At 61.4% G+C, this 18131-nt stretch carries 13 protein-coding genes; 12 read left to right on the top strand and 1 reads right to left on the bottom strand.

The features are described 5' to 3' along the window. Positions 1–20 precede the first annotated feature (20 nt). Entirely contained in the window at positions 21–1397 is a 1377-nt protein-coding gene (locus tag CGZ88_RS04700; RefSeq protein WP_243390072.1) for an EsaB/YukD family protein, read from the bottom strand. Positions 1398–1975: 578 nt separating this feature from the next. On the opposite strand from CGZ88_RS04700, the gene CGZ88_RS04695 reads away from it, so the two are divergent. The 12 genes from CGZ88_RS04695 to eccCa all read left to right on the top strand — a co-directional run bounded on the left by CGZ88_RS04695 (position 1976) and on the right by eccCa (position 18118). Continuing rightward, positions 1976–2287, top strand: a complete 312-nt coding sequence (locus CGZ88_RS04695) for a WXG100 family type VII secretion target (protein WP_026645627.1) — start codon at positions 1976–1978, stop codon at positions 2285–2287. A gap of 53 nt (positions 2288–2340) precedes the next feature. After that, positions 2341–2628, top strand: a complete 288-nt coding sequence (locus tag CGZ88_RS04690; protein WP_026645626.1) for a WXG100 family type VII secretion target — start codon at positions 2341–2343, stop codon at positions 2626–2628. A gap of 321 nt (positions 2629–2949) precedes the next feature. Next, positions 2950–4533 carry a S8 family serine peptidase gene (locus tag CGZ88_RS04685; protein ID WP_165778711.1) on the top strand — a complete coding sequence of 528 codons (1584 nt, stop codon included), beginning with the start codon at positions 2950–2952 and terminating at the stop codon, positions 4531–4533. Beyond that, positions 4530–6326: a S8 family serine peptidase gene (locus tag CGZ88_RS04680; RefSeq protein WP_243390081.1), complete on the top strand. Its 1797-nt coding sequence runs from the start codon at positions 4530–4532 to the stop codon at positions 6324–6326. Before CGZ88_RS04685 ends, CGZ88_RS04680 begins: the two co-directional genes overlap by 4 nt. Positions 6327–6358: 32 nt before the next feature. Next, positions 6359–7876 carry a hypothetical protein gene (locus tag CGZ88_RS08870; RefSeq protein ID WP_133064599.1) on the top strand — a complete coding sequence of 506 codons (1518 nt, stop codon included), beginning with the start codon at positions 6359–6361 and terminating at the stop codon, positions 7874–7876. Between the two features lie 43 nt (positions 7877–7919). Continuing rightward, positions 7920–8381, top strand: coding sequence for a hypothetical protein (locus CGZ88_RS04660; RefSeq protein ID WP_101671228.1), 462 nt, complete (start codon positions 7920–7922; stop codon positions 8379–8381). Between the two features lie 52 nt (positions 8382–8433). Further along, positions 8434–9711 carry a hypothetical protein gene (locus CGZ88_RS08960; protein ID WP_207761154.1) on the top strand — a complete coding sequence of 426 codons (1278 nt, stop codon included), beginning with the start codon at positions 8434–8436 and terminating at the stop codon, positions 9709–9711. A gap of 55 nt (positions 9712–9766) precedes the next feature. Then, a complete protein-coding gene (locus CGZ88_RS04645) occupies positions 9767–11224 on the top strand; it encodes a hypothetical protein (RefSeq protein WP_101671226.1) in 1458 nt (485 codons plus the stop codon). 62 nt (positions 11225–11286) lie between these two features. Continuing rightward, the gene (locus CGZ88_RS04640) at positions 11287–11700 is read left to right on the top strand and encodes a hypothetical protein (RefSeq protein ID WP_026645620.1); all 414 of its coding nucleotides are present in this window, start codon (positions 11287–11289) and stop codon (positions 11698–11700) included. A gap of 132 nt (positions 11701–11832) precedes the next feature. Continuing rightward, positions 11833–12864: a hypothetical protein gene (locus tag CGZ88_RS08955; protein ID WP_165778709.1), complete on the top strand. Its 1032-nt coding sequence runs from the start codon at positions 11833–11835 to the stop codon at positions 12862–12864. Continuing rightward, positions 12861–14174 carry an FHA domain-containing protein gene (locus tag CGZ88_RS04635; RefSeq protein WP_026645619.1) on the top strand — a complete coding sequence of 438 codons (1314 nt, stop codon included), beginning with the start codon at positions 12861–12863 and terminating at the stop codon, positions 14172–14174. Before CGZ88_RS08955 ends, CGZ88_RS04635 begins: the two co-directional genes overlap by 4 nt. After that, the gene (gene eccCa / locus CGZ88_RS04630; protein WP_243390071.1) at positions 14171–18118 is read left to right on the top strand and encodes a type VII secretion protein EccCa; all 3948 of its coding nucleotides are present in this window, start codon (positions 14171–14173) and stop codon (positions 18116–18118) included. Before CGZ88_RS04635 ends, eccCa begins: the two co-directional genes overlap by 4 nt. The last annotated feature ends 13 nt before the right edge of the window (positions 18119–18131 follow it).

The following is an 18131-nucleotide window of genomic DNA, read 5'->3' as shown; positions in this document are numbered from 1 at the left end:
ATGCTTCCCCTGTTGAATCGTCATGATGCCATGATGATGAAGTATGCGAGCGGCGGCAGCGCGAGGATGCAGATGACTTCGATGGCGTCCGTCACGCGCGTCACGAACAGTGATTGCTTCCGTGAGACGTAAGTGAAGACCAATGCGACGATGGCGCAGACGAGCAGGCCGATGGCAAGCGCGGGGCGTGTTCCTGGTTGTGTGGCGGCGAGCAACAGCACGCTGAGCAGAATGCCGATGCCGGCGGCGCCGACGGTGATCGCCATTTCCCGCAGCGTGTAGATCTGCCGCGAATCGAGCAGCATCGCGGCGAAGGCGAGCAGGCACAGCAACGGGGCGAACAGGCCGTGCAGACCCATGATGTACGGAGTGCAGATGAGCAGCGTCGCGGCGATGGCGATGCGTCCGATGAACAGATAGGTGGAACCTTGGATGTAGCGTCTGCGGATGTCGTCGTAGTCGATCGGCTTGGGCAGTGCGAAGATTTCCGATTCTGATTGCGGACTGAGGACGCTGATGCGTGCCACCGACAGGCACATCCATGGCAGCGCGTTGATGACGAGTGCGGCGGCCGTCGCGGTGATGACCCATGCCGGTTTGAGCGCATGCGGCCAGATCGCGCCCAAGGCGCTCGGAATGAGGGTGACCGCGCCGACGATGATCGGGACGAAGCTGTAAGGACGGCTGCGGGGAGCCACAAACACGATGATGATGCCGGCCATGAGGAATCCGGCGGCCGCACCGAGCGTCGGCAGACCGTACGCCGTTGCGAGCGGATGCATCGCGGCGATGCATTGGAAACCGGTGAGCGCCGCGAAGATACTGGACAGCAATCCGATGACAATGGCCGGAATCTGCAGCTGGTGGTTGTCAAGCAACGCCGTCAGGGCAAGCATGATGATGGCGAATGCGGCACCGATGGAGGCGGAGATGATCGAGGCGGGTGTGACGGCGAGGCATATCGCGCTGATGGCGAGCATGCCGGCGCAGATGATCAACGTGGTGAACGTGGTGTGTTTGGTCGTCCATGCACGGTAGACCTGTCCAACGTTTGAGCCGACGGCCTCCACTACGTCGTCGTAGATGATGTCCGAATCGGCGAGGGCACCGGGGGTGAGCGCGAACGTATGCTGGGATGCGATGTATTGCTGGGGGATGGTGCGGGCCGGGTCAAGTGTTTCGCCGTCGCCGTTGACGAGGCGGTATCCTCCGTAGACGATTGCGGGGTCGAGGACGCCAAGACGGCTTGCGATGTCGGGAAGCAGCTCGGCGACGATGACGTCGGCTGCCACCGTCAACGTCACTGAACGCTTTTTGTAGGAGACGGTGATCGGGATGGAGGATTGCTGGCTGATTTCCGGGCCGTCCATGGCGTCGTTGCCTGTTTGCTGATTCATTGCCTGGGCTGCCGGAACGAAGGGTGGAGGTGATGGCACGTAGGCATCGGTGTCCATGTTCCCTGCCTTTCTTCTTTTGGACTGTTCCCGGAAGGCTAAGCGTCGCTCTCACTATTGAGGTTCGCAGGAGCGGGTTTGTTCCCCGACGGCACAAGCATTGCTTCCCAACGGTATGCGTCAAAGATTGTATATCATACTACGGGAAAACCGGGAATCGCAGGATGAGGGTATGGGGAAATCCTTAAGTTTTCGCGCCTTTGTGCAAGCTGAGGACAACAGTCGGATGAGGGGTGCAGAAGTCGGAAGGCGGATATCCGGTCTGTTTCGGTCACGCAGGATCAAGATGGAATGTGCGTGCAATATAGCCGATTATGTGGAAAAACTTGAGCACTACTCTAATAGTCGAATTCTTGAGATATGTGTACATGCAGGAAACATGTGTGGGATATGATTGTCCAATCTGCGGTTTGGATGTGGGACCAACGCCAATGAGGACGCGTTTCTCGTAGGGGGCTCCGCCGACAAGCAAGCGGCAGTGATAATAAATAACTAACCTTCGAACGCAATGGAGGAACAGCATGGCTGAGAAGATCGCAGCTGGTGAGGGCGCGCTTGAGAAGGGCGCCGTCGCCGTGGAAAACGCGAGGGTCGGCATTGATCAGCGCATCAAGGACATCGAGAGCAAGATGGGGGAGCTCGGATCCTTCTGGAAGGGTGATGCCGCCACCTCGTACAACGCGCTGATGATGGCGTGGCAGGAGAAGGCGAATGCCCTCAACCGCATCCTCAACGACCTGCGTGACAACATTCGCGGAACCGCGAAGGATCAGGCGGCGAACGAAGCGGACAACCAGTCCCAGACCTCGCGCCTGCAGGCGCTGCTGGGCTGAGCGCAACGGCATAGCAAACATCACAAGCAAACACAACAGTTGAGGAGAAACCAATGGTAGGTTCCATTTCCGTCCGCCCGCAGATGGTCGGTCAGCTTTCGAACGATATCGCCAATGATTCCAAGGGGATCAGCCAGGAGCTCGATACGCTCGATTCCCAGGTGCGTTCGCTCATCGATCAGTGGGACGGCGCCGCGCAGGAAGCGTATTACCGTGCGCAGATCGAGTGGAACAAGAAGATCCAGGAGATGAACCAGATTCTGGCCCAGATCTCCACCACCACCCAGCAGATCGCCGATCAGTACGTGGAGTCGGACAACCGTTCCGCGGCTCGCTTCTGACGGATACCGGTGGCGCCGCGATAGCTACGTTGCGTCGGGGCGCCACCGTCGTCGTCATTGGGGCATGCCGATGCGTCCAATGACCGCGTCGATAGGCGACGACGACAAGTAGAGAGGCTGGTGCGGCGGTCGCGAGAGGGTGATTGCCGCACCAGCGCACATACGTTGACCTGTATGTGACGCTGAGATGGGCGGCCGTGATCATGTGCATGATCGGCATGCCCAAGTTGAGCAAGAAAGTACTCCGACCTTATGGGACGATCGACTCAGACGAGTAGAGCCGGTGCTGTTGTCGGCCCGGTGGTGGCTGCGGTATGTGCAGTGGTGTTGGCTGTGGTGCCGTCGGCATGGGCGGTGGAGTTGGATGATGGGGATTGGTATATCACCAGGACGGGTGTGCAGGATGCGTGGGGCCAGGGTGTGACCGGCAAGGGTGTGAAGGTCGCGGTGATGGATAGTCAGGTTGTGTTGGATTATCCTGCGATCGCGAATAAGCATGTGGAGTCGAGGTTGGTGTTGAAGGATGGGGCGACGTGGTGCATGGATCGCAACAAGGAGTTTCGTATGGATGTGTCGGATTCGGGTTTGCGTGCGGGGGATCGTGGCCTGTATGTGACGCATGGCACCGAGATGACGTCGTATGTCGTGGGTGATGGTTCTGGCTATGACGGCAATCGTGGCTTGGTGGGCGTGGCGCAGGACGCGCAGGTGACCGCATATCCCAATGGCTTCGGCGTTGGGGCTCTTGGTGGGGATGCGCCGTTGTGCAAGGTGGGTGGTGAGCTTGATTTTGCGACGGTGCTGCGCCGGGCGGCTGCGGATGGCAATCGAATCGTGAACATGTCATTTGAGTCGCCGCAGCGTCCTGAGATGGTCGGGGCGTTCGTCGATGCGTGGCGTGCGGGTGTGGTGGTCGTGGCTGGTTCGGGTAATGATACGGAGGATTCGGGTCCGAGGGATTATGTGGGTGAGCCGGCGAAGACGAACCGGTTCCCGGGCGTGCTGAGCGTGAATGTCTCGGATGAGTCGGGTGCGACGAATCGTCGTGATGGTGGTGTGACGTTGTTGGCGCCGGCGGAGGGTATCAATGGGTATGCGGTTGGTGATTCTCGTGTGGTGAAGGTGGGTTCGGGTGGTTCGTCGTCGGCGTCGGCGATCACGAGTGGGATGTTGGCGTTGGTGATGAGTCGTTGGCCGGATGCGACGGGTAATCAGGTGTTGCAGTCGGTGGTGCGTAACACGCGGGGCAACACAAGTGGGGAGCCGGTGTTCGACAGGGATCTGCGCTCGGGTTTCGGTGTGATCGATCTGCCGAGGTTGTTGGCGACGGATCCGGCGCAGTATCCGGATGTCAATCCTTTGCTGGAGGCTGCGGTGATCAACAGTGAGCGGCATGAGGAGACGCGCGGCATGTATACGGACCGTTCGGATTGGGGCGATCATTTGATCGGGACGGTTGATTCGTTCGATCTGGATGGTAGTACCCCTATCGATGTGACGCGTGAGGCGTCGTTGGTTGGTGAGGAGTATCAGCGGCAGAAGAGCGCGTGGGCGAAGGTGGAGCAGTGCCGTAAGGATGGCGGCTCCGATTGCATGCAGTATTCGGCCACGCGTACGGGCCAGGCTGCGTCGTCCTCGGCGTCTTCGTCGGCTGGCAACGGGCAGTCCGCTGCGCCGAAGACCGACGGCGGCGGCGACGGTGCGTCGGGTGCGAGCGCATCGTCTTCGTCTGGTTCGGTGTGGTTGTGGGCGACGCTCGGTGCGGGTGTCGCTGCCGTGGCCGCACTCATCGTCGTCGCCTGTCTGGTCGTGCGCCGCCGCAGGCGCTTGCAAGCTGCCGTTGCGCCCGTGTCTTCGGCTGTTGCGTCGATGCCGGCGAATGTGTCTGGGGGTGGTCGTTGGTGATTGGTGTTCATGCTTCTGTTCGTGTTGGTGTTCGTGTTGGAAAGGATTTGGTGATGGGTGTGTCTCGTGTGGTGGTGCGGGTGCGTGCCGTGTGTGTCGTGGTTGTGGCTGCGGTGTTGGCGTTGGCGTTGGTTGTAACGCCGTCCGTGTGGGCGGTGGAGTTGGATGCCGGTGATTGGTATGTCACGAAGACGGGTGCGCAGGATGCGTGGAGTCAGGGTGTGACCGGCAAGGGTGTGAAGGTCGCGGTGTTGGATGATCAGTTGGTTGTTGATTATCCGGGGATCGCGGGTAAGCAAGTGGCGTCGAGGTTGGTGCTTCCTGATGGTGCTTCGTCGTGTGTGAATTTGAAGAAGACGCGGATGATGCGTGTGTCGGATCCGGCGTTGCGTGCGGGTGATGGGGGGATTTATGTGACGCATGGGACGATGATGACTGCGTATATCGTGGGTGATGGTTCGGGCTATGACGGCAATCGTGGTCTGGTGGGTGTGGCGCAGAATGCGCAAGTGACGCATTACCCGTTAACGTTTGGATCTGCTGGTCTGTCTGGTTTTTCTGAAGCTTGCTCTACCAATGGTAAAGCCATCGATTTTGCCGGTTCCGTCCGTCAGGCCGTTGCGAATGGCGATCGTATTATCAATCTGTCGTTCGAAGGCAGGAGTGGTTCGGATATGGTTGAGGCGTATGTCGGGGCGTTGCGCGCCGGAGTGGTAGTCGTGTCTGGTTCGGGTAATGATACGGAGGATTCGGGGCCGAAGGATTATGTGGGCGAGCCGACGAAGATCAATCGTTTTCCCGGGGTGTTGGCGGTGAACGGCGCGGATGAGTCGGGGAATGCGAATCGTCGTGATGGCGGTGTGACGTTGCTGGCGCCGAGCGAGGGGATCAACAGGTATGCGGTTGGTGATGCGCGTGTGGTGAAGGTGGATTCTGGTGGTTCGTCGTCGGCGTCGGCGATCACGAGTGGGATGTTGGCGTTGGTGATGAGCAAATGGCCGGATGCGACGGGTAATCAGGTGTTGCAGTCGGTGGTGCGTAACACGCGGGGCAACACAAGTGGGGAGCCGGTGTTCGACCGGGATCTGCGTGCCGGGTTTGGTGTGATTGATCTGCCGAGGTTGTTGGCGACGGATCCGTCGCAGTATCCGGATGTCAATCCGTTGTTGGAGGCGGCGGTGGCCAACAGCGAGAAGCATGAGGAGACGCGCGGCATGTATACGGATCATTCCGATTGGACGCAGTTGGCGGGAATGACCGATCCGTTCGGGTTGGATGATAGTTCGGGCATCGATGTGCCCAAAGAGGCCGATCTCGTTGGTGAGGAGTATGAGCGGCAGAAGGCGGCGTGGGCGAAGGTGGAGCAGTGCCGCAAGGACGGTGGCGCCGATTGCATGCAGTACTCGGCCACCCGCACCGGCCAGGCCATGTCATCCTCGACGTCTGACAATGGGCAGGCTGCTGCGCCTAAAGCTGATGGTGCCGGTGCGTCGGGTGTGACCACATCGTCTGCGTCGTCTTCGTCTGGTTCGGTGTGGTTGTGGGCGGCGTTGGGTAGCGGCATCGTGGCCGTGGCCGCGCTTATCGTCGTCGCCTGTCTGGTCGTGCGTCGCCGCAGGCGCTTGCCTGTGGCCGTTGCGCCCGTGCCGGCCGCCGCTCCGCCGATGCCGGCGAATGCGTCAGGGGCGTCTGGCCTAGGAGGATATCCTCCCGCTGGCCCCGTCGCGCCAATGACTTATGGCAGTACTTATGTAGGTCATGACTCTCGAGATAATCCTCGTGAAAACAAGTGAATATGAAAGAGAACTTTTAGGAAAGGAATGAAATGTCAACGCATGAAGTGAACTCATCTATTGGTTTCTTTGAATCGCGCCTAGCGTCTATCGCGCAAACTGATCGATGGGATGCGGATGGCATCATTGATAATATCCGTAATTATCAGGCGATGCTTAAGACGTTACGGGACAAGGTGGATGGTGTGCGTTCGTGGATGGTGCAGTCGGGTGATTTCGACTGCTCGGCTCAGGACAGCATGTATGCGAAGGCGAAAGAGGTCGTTGACAACATCGATGATCATTTCGCTGCCAACCAGCAATGCCTGACCGATATGAAGAGAGCCATCGAGGCGCATAATGAGGGGATCATTGAGGCGAACAACGTGACGCTTCCGGGCAGTCGTCTGAATGCCGCGCAGGAGCAGCAGATCATGGATGCCACCGAGCCAATGAATGTCGTTGTTCCCGGATTGGGCACCTTGACTGGCATGATGGGCATTGCCGGCGTCAATCTCATCTCCCAGCTGATGGTAAGCCATCGTGAAGATGAGGCAGAGAAAAAGTATAATGCAATAATTAATAGTGTTCGAGGGGCGGTTGTTTCGCCTCCAGATCCGATTCCAGTTGTGGATATGGGGCAAACTCCTGATGGGTGGCCAATTCCTGATCACTCCCAGAGTGGTGATGGGTCTGGTCCTTCCAGCGTCGGTGCAGGTGTGGGCGCTGGCGCGACTGCGGCTGGTGTTGGTGTTGCCGCAGCGGCTCGTGCGGGACGTTCAAGCGCTTCGTCGGTTGCTGCTGTGTCGGCTGGTCGGTCGTCGTCGGCCGGAAGCGGTGCTGCGGGGTCGCTTGCGGGGGCTGCCCGACCGTTGGGAACATTGCAGGGCGGTGCCGATCGTGCGAATGGTTCGTCGGGTTCTGCGGGACGTGACGGCTATCGCGTTGGCGGCTCGAACGATGATGATCGGCATGACGATTATCTGTATGAGTGGGATGAGAACGGCACGTACCGCTATGATTCCGATCGTAATGCGTGGGTGCGTACCGATGCCGATGGCGTTGATGTGGACAGCTACAGCATGCGTGGTGTGACGGGTCTTTCCTCGGCGGCTTCGGCTGGCGGCGTCGCCGCTGCCGGTGTCGCCGCGACCGGTGTGGCCGGACGTGCGGGCATGATGTCGTCCGCAGCCGGTGGGGCGCTGATGGGTTCGGCAGGCGCCGGCGGCACATTGGGCTTGGTAGGTGCTGTCGGCGGGACAGGTGTGGGCTCGTTCTATGCGAACAATCCGGTTACGGCTACAGTGTCCTCGGCTTCGTCGATTCGTGGCGCGCAGGGATTGGCGGCAGGGTTGCGCAACAATGCGGCGGCAGCTGGTGCGGCTGGTGCGGCTGGGCGTGCTAATCCGGCGATGATGGGTTCCGGTGCTGGCGCCGGTGGTGCTGGTGGCGATAAGAAGAAGCGGCAGCAGCTTGGCTATGTGGCGCCGGTCATCGAGGAGGATGAGGAGTTCAGTCCCACACCGATCGGCAACATGGCCGGGCGTCGCCGCAGTGCCCAAGAGGCGTGAACGGCGCAAACCATTTTCGAACAGCATGAAAGGAGCATGACCAATGGTGGACGAAATCAACATCAATCCGCAACAGGATCGTGAGATGGTGCGCAAACTGCGGCATCTCAATACGGATATCGACCGAACCAGAAACGCACGATGGCAGCCGGCACAGCACGCCTCCCCGGAGTTCTTCGGGCGTGATCTGGACAAGCAGATCAAGCAGATGAGCGAGAACTACCGCAAGTCGCGCGAGAATCTCAAAACGACGTTGGAAGCATATGCCAAATGGCTCGAAGAGGTCGTCGCGGGCTTCGAGGCGTCTGAAGAAACCCAGCAGGTGGCAATCGACGCGAAGACGGCTGCAGTGGCCGATGCGGCCGACGCGGCTGAATTCAGGCGTGACCTGCATGAGCACGAACGCAAAGCCGGCGGCCAGACGCTCACCGGCACATTGCGGGTGTCGATCGAGGACGTCCACGACACGATCCTCGATTTCATCGCCAATCAGGATCAGGCATAAGAGCATCTGATCCAACCGATACCAGACCGTCACGGAAACAGGGAGTGAGACTGTGTCAGACGAAATCAAGATGGATTGCGGCGATCTGAAAGGATTGCAGGCACAATACGGTTCAGCGTCACGTGAGTTCATGGCGACGATGGGCGCATTCAACCAGAACGAGGATCCAAGCTTCGGTCTCGTGCTGCAGATGTTCCGCCCCATGTATACGTCGGCCAAGGAATGCACGTCGGGCTATCTGAGCAACATCGGTCAGGTGCTCAGCTACCTGCAGGGAGCGATTGATGGCGCCCAACAGGATTTCACCAATACCGAGAAGGACATCATCGACTATCTGAAGAGCATTCAGGAACAGCTTGAGCAGATTGATGAGAAGCTTGACCGGCTTGAGCAGGGCGGTGGCGGTACCGGTTCCGGCGGTGGAACCGGTGGTGGTGGCACCATCGGCGGCAGCGCCGGCGGGACTGGCGGAGGCGGCTATGCCGGTGCCGGTTCCACAGGTGGCGGCTCATGGCAGGACGCTCACGATGATGACCGATACGAAGGATCCGTCGCACAAGGAGGCGGCGACGTCGAGGCGGATGCGTCCGGATCTGGTTCCACGGCGGGAAGCGGCGACGCCTCTGCCGATGACGGCCGTACGGCGGGAAGCGTCGATCCGGATGCCGGAACCATCATGCCCGATGGGGGAGCAGCCGCCGCGGGCGACGGCAACGGCAGGGCGCCGGGGGCTGACGGTTCCTCAGGTGCGGATGCCAACGGCAAACCGGATGCGGGCGCAACCGCCGTCGACGGGCGACCAGGCAATCCATATGACGGCGTCAATACGATCGGGTTGGATGTCAGCGGGGATGCGCAGGACGAATATTCGCTCAACCTCACCGACGGCAACACGCATGCGGTCATGGAAGCGGACGGTTCGATCCGTCTGAGCAAAACCGATGAGGATGCGACGAACATACCGCTGCCGGACGGCATGCAGCCGAAGAATGCGTCTACCTTCACGTTGGACGCGAACAATGACGGCACCAACGACCTCGCGATGACGCCGGACATGGCCGCCGATGCGCGAATCAGCGTCTACGAGGACGGCGATGACCAGTTCGCCGCCGTGGACTTCGACAACGACGGGGATTATGACGCAGTCATGCGCGTCGGCGAATCGGCCGCAGCACGGGCGAAAGCCCAACAGGATGCCACGGCGGCCGCATGGGAGCAGATCGCCAGCAGCGATCCACTCGGACGCAGCCCCGAAGAACTCCAGGCGCTCTTCCTCGAGCGGGACATCACACGGATGCCTGAACGTGAAGGCATCAACATTGCGGTCTGAACAATCCGGACGCGCACGGCGGTAACGAAACACATACGAACAGAAGGACCCGATCATGACATCCGTTGCTTCGAGCACCAACGTGTTGACGACAAAAGGCACGCAATTGGCAGCCGACTCGTCTACACTGCGCAAGTTGGTAGGCGACGCCAAAACCGTTTCCGACCTGAACGATCTCATCCAATCCGGCGTTCAGCTCGCAGGCGCAATCATCTCTGCAGTTGATGGCATATTCGAAGGTCTGTTCGGATTCAGTCCGATCGATAGATGGATCAAGAAGCCCTTCAGTGGCGACTGGGATGCGATGACCACCACTGCCGAACGATGGGATGCGCTCGCAGCCAACCTGACTCAGACCGCATCCGCCATCACGGAGGTCTCCAACGTCGTGGGCGACGGCACGAGCTGGAGCGGTGACGCCTCCAATGCGTTCAAGAAAGATAACGCGGCGCTCGCGAAGGCGATGCAGGCCGGCGTCACGCCTTGCCGGGAAGGCGCAGAAGGGATGCGGAAGCTGGCCCAGCTTGCCGAGGATACCTTCAATTTCATCATGAGCACGCTGCAGGAGATCGCCAATCTGCTTGCAAACGTCTTGGCGGATATCTCCATCCCGGTGATCGGCCAGTTCAAGGGGGCGTGGGATACCCATAAGGTGATCAATGCCGTCTCAAACCTGGTCACGACCGTCAGTGAACGACTTGAGCAGATGCTGGCGACGGCACGGACCTTCGCCAATTGCCTCGCGCACTTCGGCACCGCATACGACCAGTCGGTGAGCGCTCTGTCCGAATGCAAACTGACGTCGGGAGCGCCGTTGAGCGATTCCACGCAGAAGATGATCAAGGCAGCCGAATTCTTTACGAATCCAAGCATCGATTTTGGCGATCTGGTGTCAGGGGTCGGGAATGGCTTGGGAACAATGGGCAAAGCGGCTTGGGACGGCTTGACATGGGCCGGCGAAAAGGTCGGGGAAGGACTCGATTGGGCCGGGAATACCGTATTGGACGGCGGACAGTTCGTCGGCAATGGTCTTTTCGACGGTGCGCAGGCCGGACGGCGCGCGGTAGGCGATGCCATGCAATGGGGCAACAATGTAATGTATGATGCCGGGCAGTCCGCGTTGGATTGGAGCATCGACAGAGGACAGGATATCCGGCGTGGCTTGAACAACGCCACGACAGGCACCGCCAATTTCGTCGATGACAGACTTTCGGATTTCTTCGATTTCGTCGGCGCGCACGGGGTGGCTGACAATCTCGACCAGCGTTCCGCGGAACGCACCGCGGCGAATGACGCCCGTAATGAGGCCAATGACCGCCGCACCGACCAATGGCAAGAGGAGAACCGGCAGAAATCGGATGCAAGGCAGGATCGGTTCAATATGCTGTATGACAGCGGACAGGATGCCATCGAAGACTTTGGTGATTCAGTGCAGCAGCATGCCAATGATTTTCTCGATACGAGACAGGGCCAGAAGCATGAGGATGACGGCGGTTCCTTCGGCGGCCGCTGAATCCCCGCAATATGCAATGCGATAGGCAATGTGACACAGTCAGATACAGGGAGAGAGCATAGATGACATCCACCGAATTCGAAGCATTCATGCAGCAGCTCGAACAGGCGCAGAAGGGCCTCGCTCAGGCCCGCAAGGAACTCGACGAACTCCATGCGAACAACGAGCCCCGGCTGAACGAGCACCATGAGGAAGTCGTCAAAGCGCGACGCGCAGGACAGATGGGCAAGGCCTGGCAGACGCTGCAGTCGCGCATCGACTTGGGCAAGACCTGCGAAATGGATATCTTCAATGGCATCGACAAGTCGCCCGAAGCACGCGAAGTGAGGGCGGACCTCGTCAGGAACATGACGAAGGTGCGCGATGACCTCGACGCGATGGATCCGGAGGAAGAGACGAAACAGGATTACCTGCAGGCCATCGAAAGCGTGGCCAAGCTGCAGGCGATGGAAGACGGCATGCGCAAGGACGTCTGACGCACTCCCATGACGGTCTCTTCCCTTCCACGTACGACGCGGGCGACACAGCAGGACGGCGTGCATCTGACCATGCCCATCATCATGGGGCTGGCGGCCGGCGCCGCCATGCTGCCATACGGTTTTGCGCCGATGGACGCGACCATGTCCTTCGGGCTCATCACGGGCATCGTCGCCGGTCTCATGCTGGCCGCCGTCTTCGCCGACCATGCAAGCCTGCGCCGATCGAAGCAGCATGCGCATAACGCGGCCGCATGGTACCTGACCGCGGGCATCTGGCTGGCGATGTGTGCAGGAGGCGCCGGCGCCGCGCTGATCCCCACGTCGCATCCCGTCATCGTCGCCGTGTTCTGCATGTCGTGCGCTGCAGGCGCGGACGCGGCGGTCATGTCGACACGCGTCACCCATCCGCAGCTGATCGGCACCGTGCGCGTCTGCATGATCGTGTTCCTGTTGGCGGCGCTGGGCTGTGCGACGGCGATCTGCCTCGACGTGCGTCCGTCGATCCTCGCGGCATCCGGCGTGGCGATGGGCGTGTGGGGCGTGCAGATGATGGCGAACCTCGTCGTACGCGTACCCGACCGTTATCTTGTGCAGTGGCGCCGATACATGACCCGCCGATGGACGGTGCGCGGCAGCATCCCCGAAGACGCGCGCATGCTCACCGACGACGACGTGCATGAGGACATGCAGCGTTTCCTCGCGCAATACACGGCAGGAACGGTTTGCTGCACGATATGCGTGGTGCTGTCCTTCCTTGCGCTCGCGACATGCGTCGATTATGCGGCTGCACTCGATCGCGTCGCCTTCATTGTCGCGGGCGTGTCCATCGTGCTGTATCTGGCGCTCAAGCCGCGTCAATCAGGTCGTCCCTTTGAACGCTACCTGATGCGCGGCGCGGCCATGGTGTCGCTGATGGTCGTCGTGGCCTTCCTGCCGTCGGCGCTGCCGCAATGGGGAGCGCAGATGCCGGTGGCGATCATCGGTGTATGCGCCGTGGTGGGGTTGGTGTTGGGATTCGGCATGATCTCACAAAGCAATGGGTTCTATTCGCTCGCGTTGTCCCGCATCGGGGACGGCTGCTGCTTCGCGGCGCTGTGTCTGGCACCGGTCGCGGCTCTGCTGTCTGCGGGACTTGTGGAATGGTTGAGAGGAATCGTATGAGCATCGCCATCGGAACGTCTGCCGGGCAACGGCAGGAGAAGACCTATGCAGTGGCATCGTGCGGCAAGCAGATCGCCTCGAACTGCATCGATCTCGCCGTGCTGGTCATCGTCGCGGGTGGCACGCAGCTATTGGGCCACGATCTTGTGCTGACGATCATCGTGGCAGTAGAACTGGTGCTGACGATGATGATTTGGGAGGGCGTGCGAGGAGAGACAATCGGCAGGCTCATCACCGGCACGCGCACCGTGCGCGAAGAGTGCGTGACGAGCAGGAACGGCGGCGTGCTGCCTGCGGGGATGCTGCTCATCATGAGGAAATACGGGATGCTGCTCGTGTGCACATGTGCGGCAGGCGTGGGACTCCTCGTCGAGATGTGCTCATCGGCTTTTGCTTCGAAATCTGCCATCCGTCGGGATTGGGCGGACGGCGTGGCGTCGCTTGTACAGGTAGACATCGACCGACCATTGCTGCTGGGCATCAGCACGGTGGGCGCGCCGATCGGTTCGTCGTTGGATTTCCGCTACACCTCGACCAATGCTTCGATGTCGGACACGACCGGTGCCCCTGACGCCCCGTCGGTGCCCGCTGTCAGGGAACCGTCGCCGCTGCACACCGAAGCGGCACCCGTCGTCGCTCCCGTCGTACCGGTGCCCGCGGCGGCGATGAGTGAGGAGCTCGTGGCACCGACTGCATCGACGCCCACGCCGGCGCCCGCCGAATCGGCAGCTGTCGAATCGGCGCCGGCCGCGCCAGTCGCTCCCGCCTCGCCGACGGCGCAGGCGCGGCCGCAGCGGTCATCGTCGGCGCCACGGCATTCGAAGCGTCGGCCAGCTCCGGCGCTGCCGACGCGTCCGCCGGCAACGCCTGTGCGTCCCCCGGCGTTGCCGGAGCGTCCGCCACAGCCGGCCGCCGGCGTCCATGTCGCGCTGCCGCAACGCCCTGCGCAGGAAGCTACCAGAGAGCAGACGCTCATCATGTATCTTGAAGGCGGCAAGCGGGTGAACCTGCCTAAACGGGGTGCGATCGTCGTCGGCAGGAAGCCGGTCGCCGTCGAGGACGGCGACGGCGTCGTCACGCTCAAGGACACGACGGGAACGGTGTCGCGCAGCCATGCGCGCATCGAAATCAACGACGGCGAGATCTGGGTCACCGATCTGGGAAGTCTCAACGGCACCACGGTCGCCATCGACGGAGAGGAACACCGGCTGCAACGGGACGTGCGGGAACAGATCGAGCCCGGCGCACGACTGTCGTTCGGGGACATGACAGGCAGCATCATGAGGACGACGCGAAGGAGGAACGCGTGAGCAAGGAGATGAAGTCGGACCGTCTGCAGGGGCCGGTCGCGCCGAAGGGACGCATCGTGCTGCAGCCTCCGCCGGAACTCGAGGCGAGCGACGGCGTCAACACGGTGCTGACCTCCATGGTGCCGCTGCTCGGCTCGGTCAGCGCGATCATCATGATGCTGATGACGAACAGCGGATTGACCGGACTGCTCACCGGCGGCATGTTCATGCTGTCCTCGATGGGATTCGTCGTCGTCAACGGCGTGCGGCAGCGTTCGCAGCGCATGGCGAACCTCACGGCCTCGCGCCGTGAGTATCTGACCTATCTCGCCCAGACGCGCAAGGCGGTGCGTACGTCGGCGTACCGGCAGCGCAGCGCCGCATTGTGGAACGCGCCCAACCCGGATGCGTTGGTGGCGGTCGCGTGCGAACCGGCGCGACGGTGGGAGCGCATGCCCTCGGATGACGATTTCATGAGGCTGCGATTGGGAACCCACGAGGAGGAGCTGAGCGTCAAACTTGAATCTCCGGAAATCTCGGCGCTCGCCCAGCTCGATCCGGTGTCCGCTTCGGCGGCGCATCGCTTCCTCATCGCGCATTCGAAGCTGCGCAACATGCCCTTCACCGTGGACATGCGGCACTACAAGCGCATCGAACTGCTCGGCGACCCCGAACAGGTGCAGCCGCTTGTGCGCGCCATGCTGGCGCAGGCGGTCGTCTGGCATTCGCCCGAACATCTGAAGGTGGGCGTGCTCGCCAGCGAAGACAGGATCGGCGATTGGGAATGGGTGCGCATGCTGCCTCATGCGCGCACGGACGGTGCGAACGCCGATGATGGCTATCTGGATCCCTCCGCTTCGTCAAGACGGTATATGGTCACGTCGAACGCGCATGACGTGGACGCGCTCGTTGGCTCGGACATCACCAGCCGGGGCGTCTTCAGCACTGCCGACTATTCCTCGCAGCCGCATCTGCTCATCATCAACGACGGCTACGATATCGGAGCGCTCGGCAGGCAGACGCGTGTCTTCGACGCGGCTGGACTCGACGGCGTGACGGTCATCGACATGCCGGAGGCGTGGGATGATCTGACTGAGGCGAACGTGCTGCGCATGCTGTTCTCCGAAACGATGGTCGAGCGAGGGCTGAACGTCGTCGAACACACGCTGGACACGGGCATCGTGCAGCTGTCGTCGACGGCGATGAAGCAGCCCATCGAACTGCATGCGGATGCGTTGAGCGTCGGTGAGATACGGGCCGTGGCGCGACGGTTGGGCGACGTGTCGATGAGTGACGGAAGCACCGGTGCGCAAATGGATTCCGCACTGCACAGGAGCGGCAACGATCTGCCGAGTCTGCTCGGCATCACCGACCTCAAACACATCGATTTGGATGCGTTGTGGGCGTATCGCACCGGCCGCACGCGTCTCAATGTGCCGATCGGACTGTATGACGATCAGTCTCCGGCGATGCTGGACATCAAGGAGATGGGCCAGCGCGGCATGGGCCCGCACGGCGTGCTCGTCGGCGCGACCGGTTCGGGTAAGTCGGAGGTGCTGCGCACGTTGGTGCTTTCGCTCGCGTTGAGCCATTCTCCCGATCAGCTCAATTTCGTGCTCATCGATTTCAAGGGTGGCGCGACCTTCGCCGGCATGGACGGCATGCCGCACATCTCGTCGATCATCACGAACCTCGGACGTGAGGCCTCGCTCGTCGACCGTATGGAGGACGCACTGGATGGCGAGATCAACCGGCGTCAGGAATTGCTGCGTGATGCCGGCAACCTTGCGAACATCACCGAATACGAGAGGCTGCGCGTCGATGGAGGACGCTCCGAACTCAAACCGTTGCCGTCGCTTGTCGTCGTGGTGGACGAGTTCTCCGAGTTGATGAAGGCGAAGCCGGACATCGTGCAGTCCTTCGTGCGCATCGGCGCCGTCGGCCGTTCGCTCGGCATCCATCTGCTCATCGCGTCGCAGCGTCTCGAGCAGGGCAAGCTGCGTGGTCTTGACGAGCATCTGTCCTACCGCATCGGCCTGAAGACGTTCTCGGCGAGCGAGTCGCGCGCCGTGCTTGGTGTGACGGACGCCTTCGAGCTGCCGAGCCTTCCCGGCATCGGCTATCTCAAGAAGCCGGACGGTACGATGTCGCGGTTCCGCGCGTCCTATGTCTCCGGCGTCCCGGAAGGATTCGACGGGGACGAGACGACGTTCCAATACGCCGTCGAGCAGATGCGCGGCAAAGGCACGCCGGCGCACCAGGTGTGGCTGCCGCCGCTGACCACGCCGGACACGTTGGACCGCTTCATGCCGGATCTGCAGGTCGTGCCGGGTCTCGGACTGGTCTCGCCGTACTGGCGCAAGCAGGGGACGCTCGTCGCACCATGCGCGATCGAGGACAAGCCACGTGAACAAAAGCGCGAGGTCATGGCCGTCGACTTCTCCGGCGCAGGTGGTCATATGGCCGTCGTCGGCGGTCCGTTGAGCGGCAAGAGCATGATGCTGCGCACGATCGTCACGTCGTTGGCGCTGTCGCATACGCCGCATGAGACGCAGTTCTACGTCATCGACTGCGGTGGCGGCTCGTTCACGCCATTGCACCGGCTCGCCCATGTCAGCGGCGTCGCTTCCGGCAATGAAGAGGAGAAGGTGCGCCGTACGATCGCCGAGATCGGCGGCATCATCGCCAGTCGCGAGGTCTTCTTCAAGAAGGCCGGCATCGACGGCGTCGAAACGTATCGTCGCCGCCGTGCCGAAGGCGCGATCAACGACGGATTCGGCGACGTGTACCTCGTCATTGACGGTTGGGGCAACTTCCGCGCCGACTATGAGGAGCTCGAGCCGAAGGTGCAGCAGATCGTGGCGCGCGGTCTCACCTATGGCGTGCATGTGCTGCTCAGCGCGAACCGGTGGATGGAGATTCGTGCGAACATCGCCGATTCGATCGGTACGAAGCTCGAGCTGCGTCTGGGCGAGCCCGGTGACTCGGTCATCGACCGCAAGGTGGCCCAGACGGTGCCGATGGGCATGGCCGGACGTGGTGTCAGCGCGGACGGGCTGCACATGATGGTTGGTCTGCCGCGCATCGACGGCGATGACGATCCGGCCACGGCCGGCGATGGCGTCGAGGATCTCATCGAGAAGGTGAACGGCGCTTGGCAGGGCAAGCCGGGGCCGAAGCTGCGCCTGCTGCCGGAGATGCTCGAACACGAGCAGCTGCTCGCGTACATGCACCGCAATGAGGCCTACAGGAAGATCGTCGACGTACCGGGCAACTTCGTGTTCGGCATCAGCGAGGATGCGTTGGCGCCGGTCGGGTTCAACCTCAACACCTATCCGCTGTGCTATCTCTTCGGCGAGTCGAAGTCCGGAAAGTCGTCGTTCCTGCGTCTCGTCGTCCGGGAGGTCGAACGCGTATACGCCGGCAACGAAGCGAAGATCTTCATGATCGACTACCGCCGGGCGAACCTCGCGCAGATTCCGCAGTCGCATCTCGCCGGATACATCACGTCCCCGGACGATGCGGCCACGCAGATGCAGGAACTCGCCGAGTATCTCAAGACGCGCATGCCGGGTCCGGATCTGACGCCGCAACAGTTGCGCGACCGTTCCTGGTGGAAGGGGTCGGAGGTGTATGTGCTCGTGGACGATTACGATCTGGTTTCCACATCGTCGGGCAATCCATTGCGTCCGCTTGTGCCGTTCCTCGCGCAGGCGGCCGATGTGGGGCTGCATGTGATCCTCACTCGTCGCACCGGCGGCGCGAGCCGTGCGATGTACGATCCGGTCATTCAGGCGTGCCAGGATCTGGGCATGCCTGGCATCCTGCTGTCCGGAGACCCGAACGAGGGGCAGCTCATCGGCCGCGTCAAGCCGAAGCGCGCCGTTCCGGGACGTGCGCAGGTCGTCACCCGCGACGAGGGCCTCTTCGTCGCCCAGCTCTCCTACACGCCATTGTGCGACTGAAAACGACGTCGAC

Origin of the sequence: Bifidobacterium anseris (assembly GCF_002860345.1) — a bacterium.
GTDB classification, from domain to species: domain Bacteria; phylum Actinomycetota; class Actinomycetes; order Actinomycetales; family Bifidobacteriaceae; genus Bifidobacterium; species Bifidobacterium anseris.
This window is presented reverse-complemented; position numbering and strand designations above follow the sequence as displayed.

Bases quoted from the DNA above. Each gene is read 5' to 3' on its own strand.
- CGZ88_RS04700 (WP_243390072.1), bottom strand. From the start codon at position 1,397: ATGAATCAGCAAACAGGCAACGACGCCATGGACGGCCCGGAAATCAGC.
- CGZ88_RS04695 (WP_026645627.1), top strand. From the start codon at position 1,976: ATGGCTGAGAAGATCGCAGCTGGTGAGGGCGCGCTTGAGAAGGGCGCC.
- CGZ88_RS04690 (WP_026645626.1), top strand. From the start codon at position 2,341: ATGGTAGGTTCCATTTCCGTCCGCCCGCAGATGGTCGGTCAGCTTTCG.
- CGZ88_RS08870 (WP_133064599.1), top strand. From the start codon at position 6,359: ATGTCAACGCATGAAGTGAACTCATCTATTGGTTTCTTTGAATCGCGC.
- CGZ88_RS04660 (WP_101671228.1), top strand. From the start codon at position 7,920: ATGGTGGACGAAATCAACATCAATCCGCAACAGGATCGTGAGATGGTG.
- CGZ88_RS04645 (WP_101671226.1), top strand. From the start codon at position 9,767: ATGACATCCGTTGCTTCGAGCACCAACGTGTTGACGACAAAAGGCACG.
- CGZ88_RS04640 (WP_026645620.1), top strand. From the start codon at position 11,287: ATGACATCCACCGAATTCGAAGCATTCATGCAGCAGCTCGAACAGGCG.
- CGZ88_RS08955 (WP_165778709.1), top strand. From the start codon at position 11,833: ATGGACGCGACCATGTCCTTCGGGCTCATCACGGGCATCGTCGCCGGT.
- CGZ88_RS04635 (WP_026645619.1), top strand. From the start codon at position 12,861: ATGAGCATCGCCATCGGAACGTCTGCCGGGCAACGGCAGGAGAAGACC.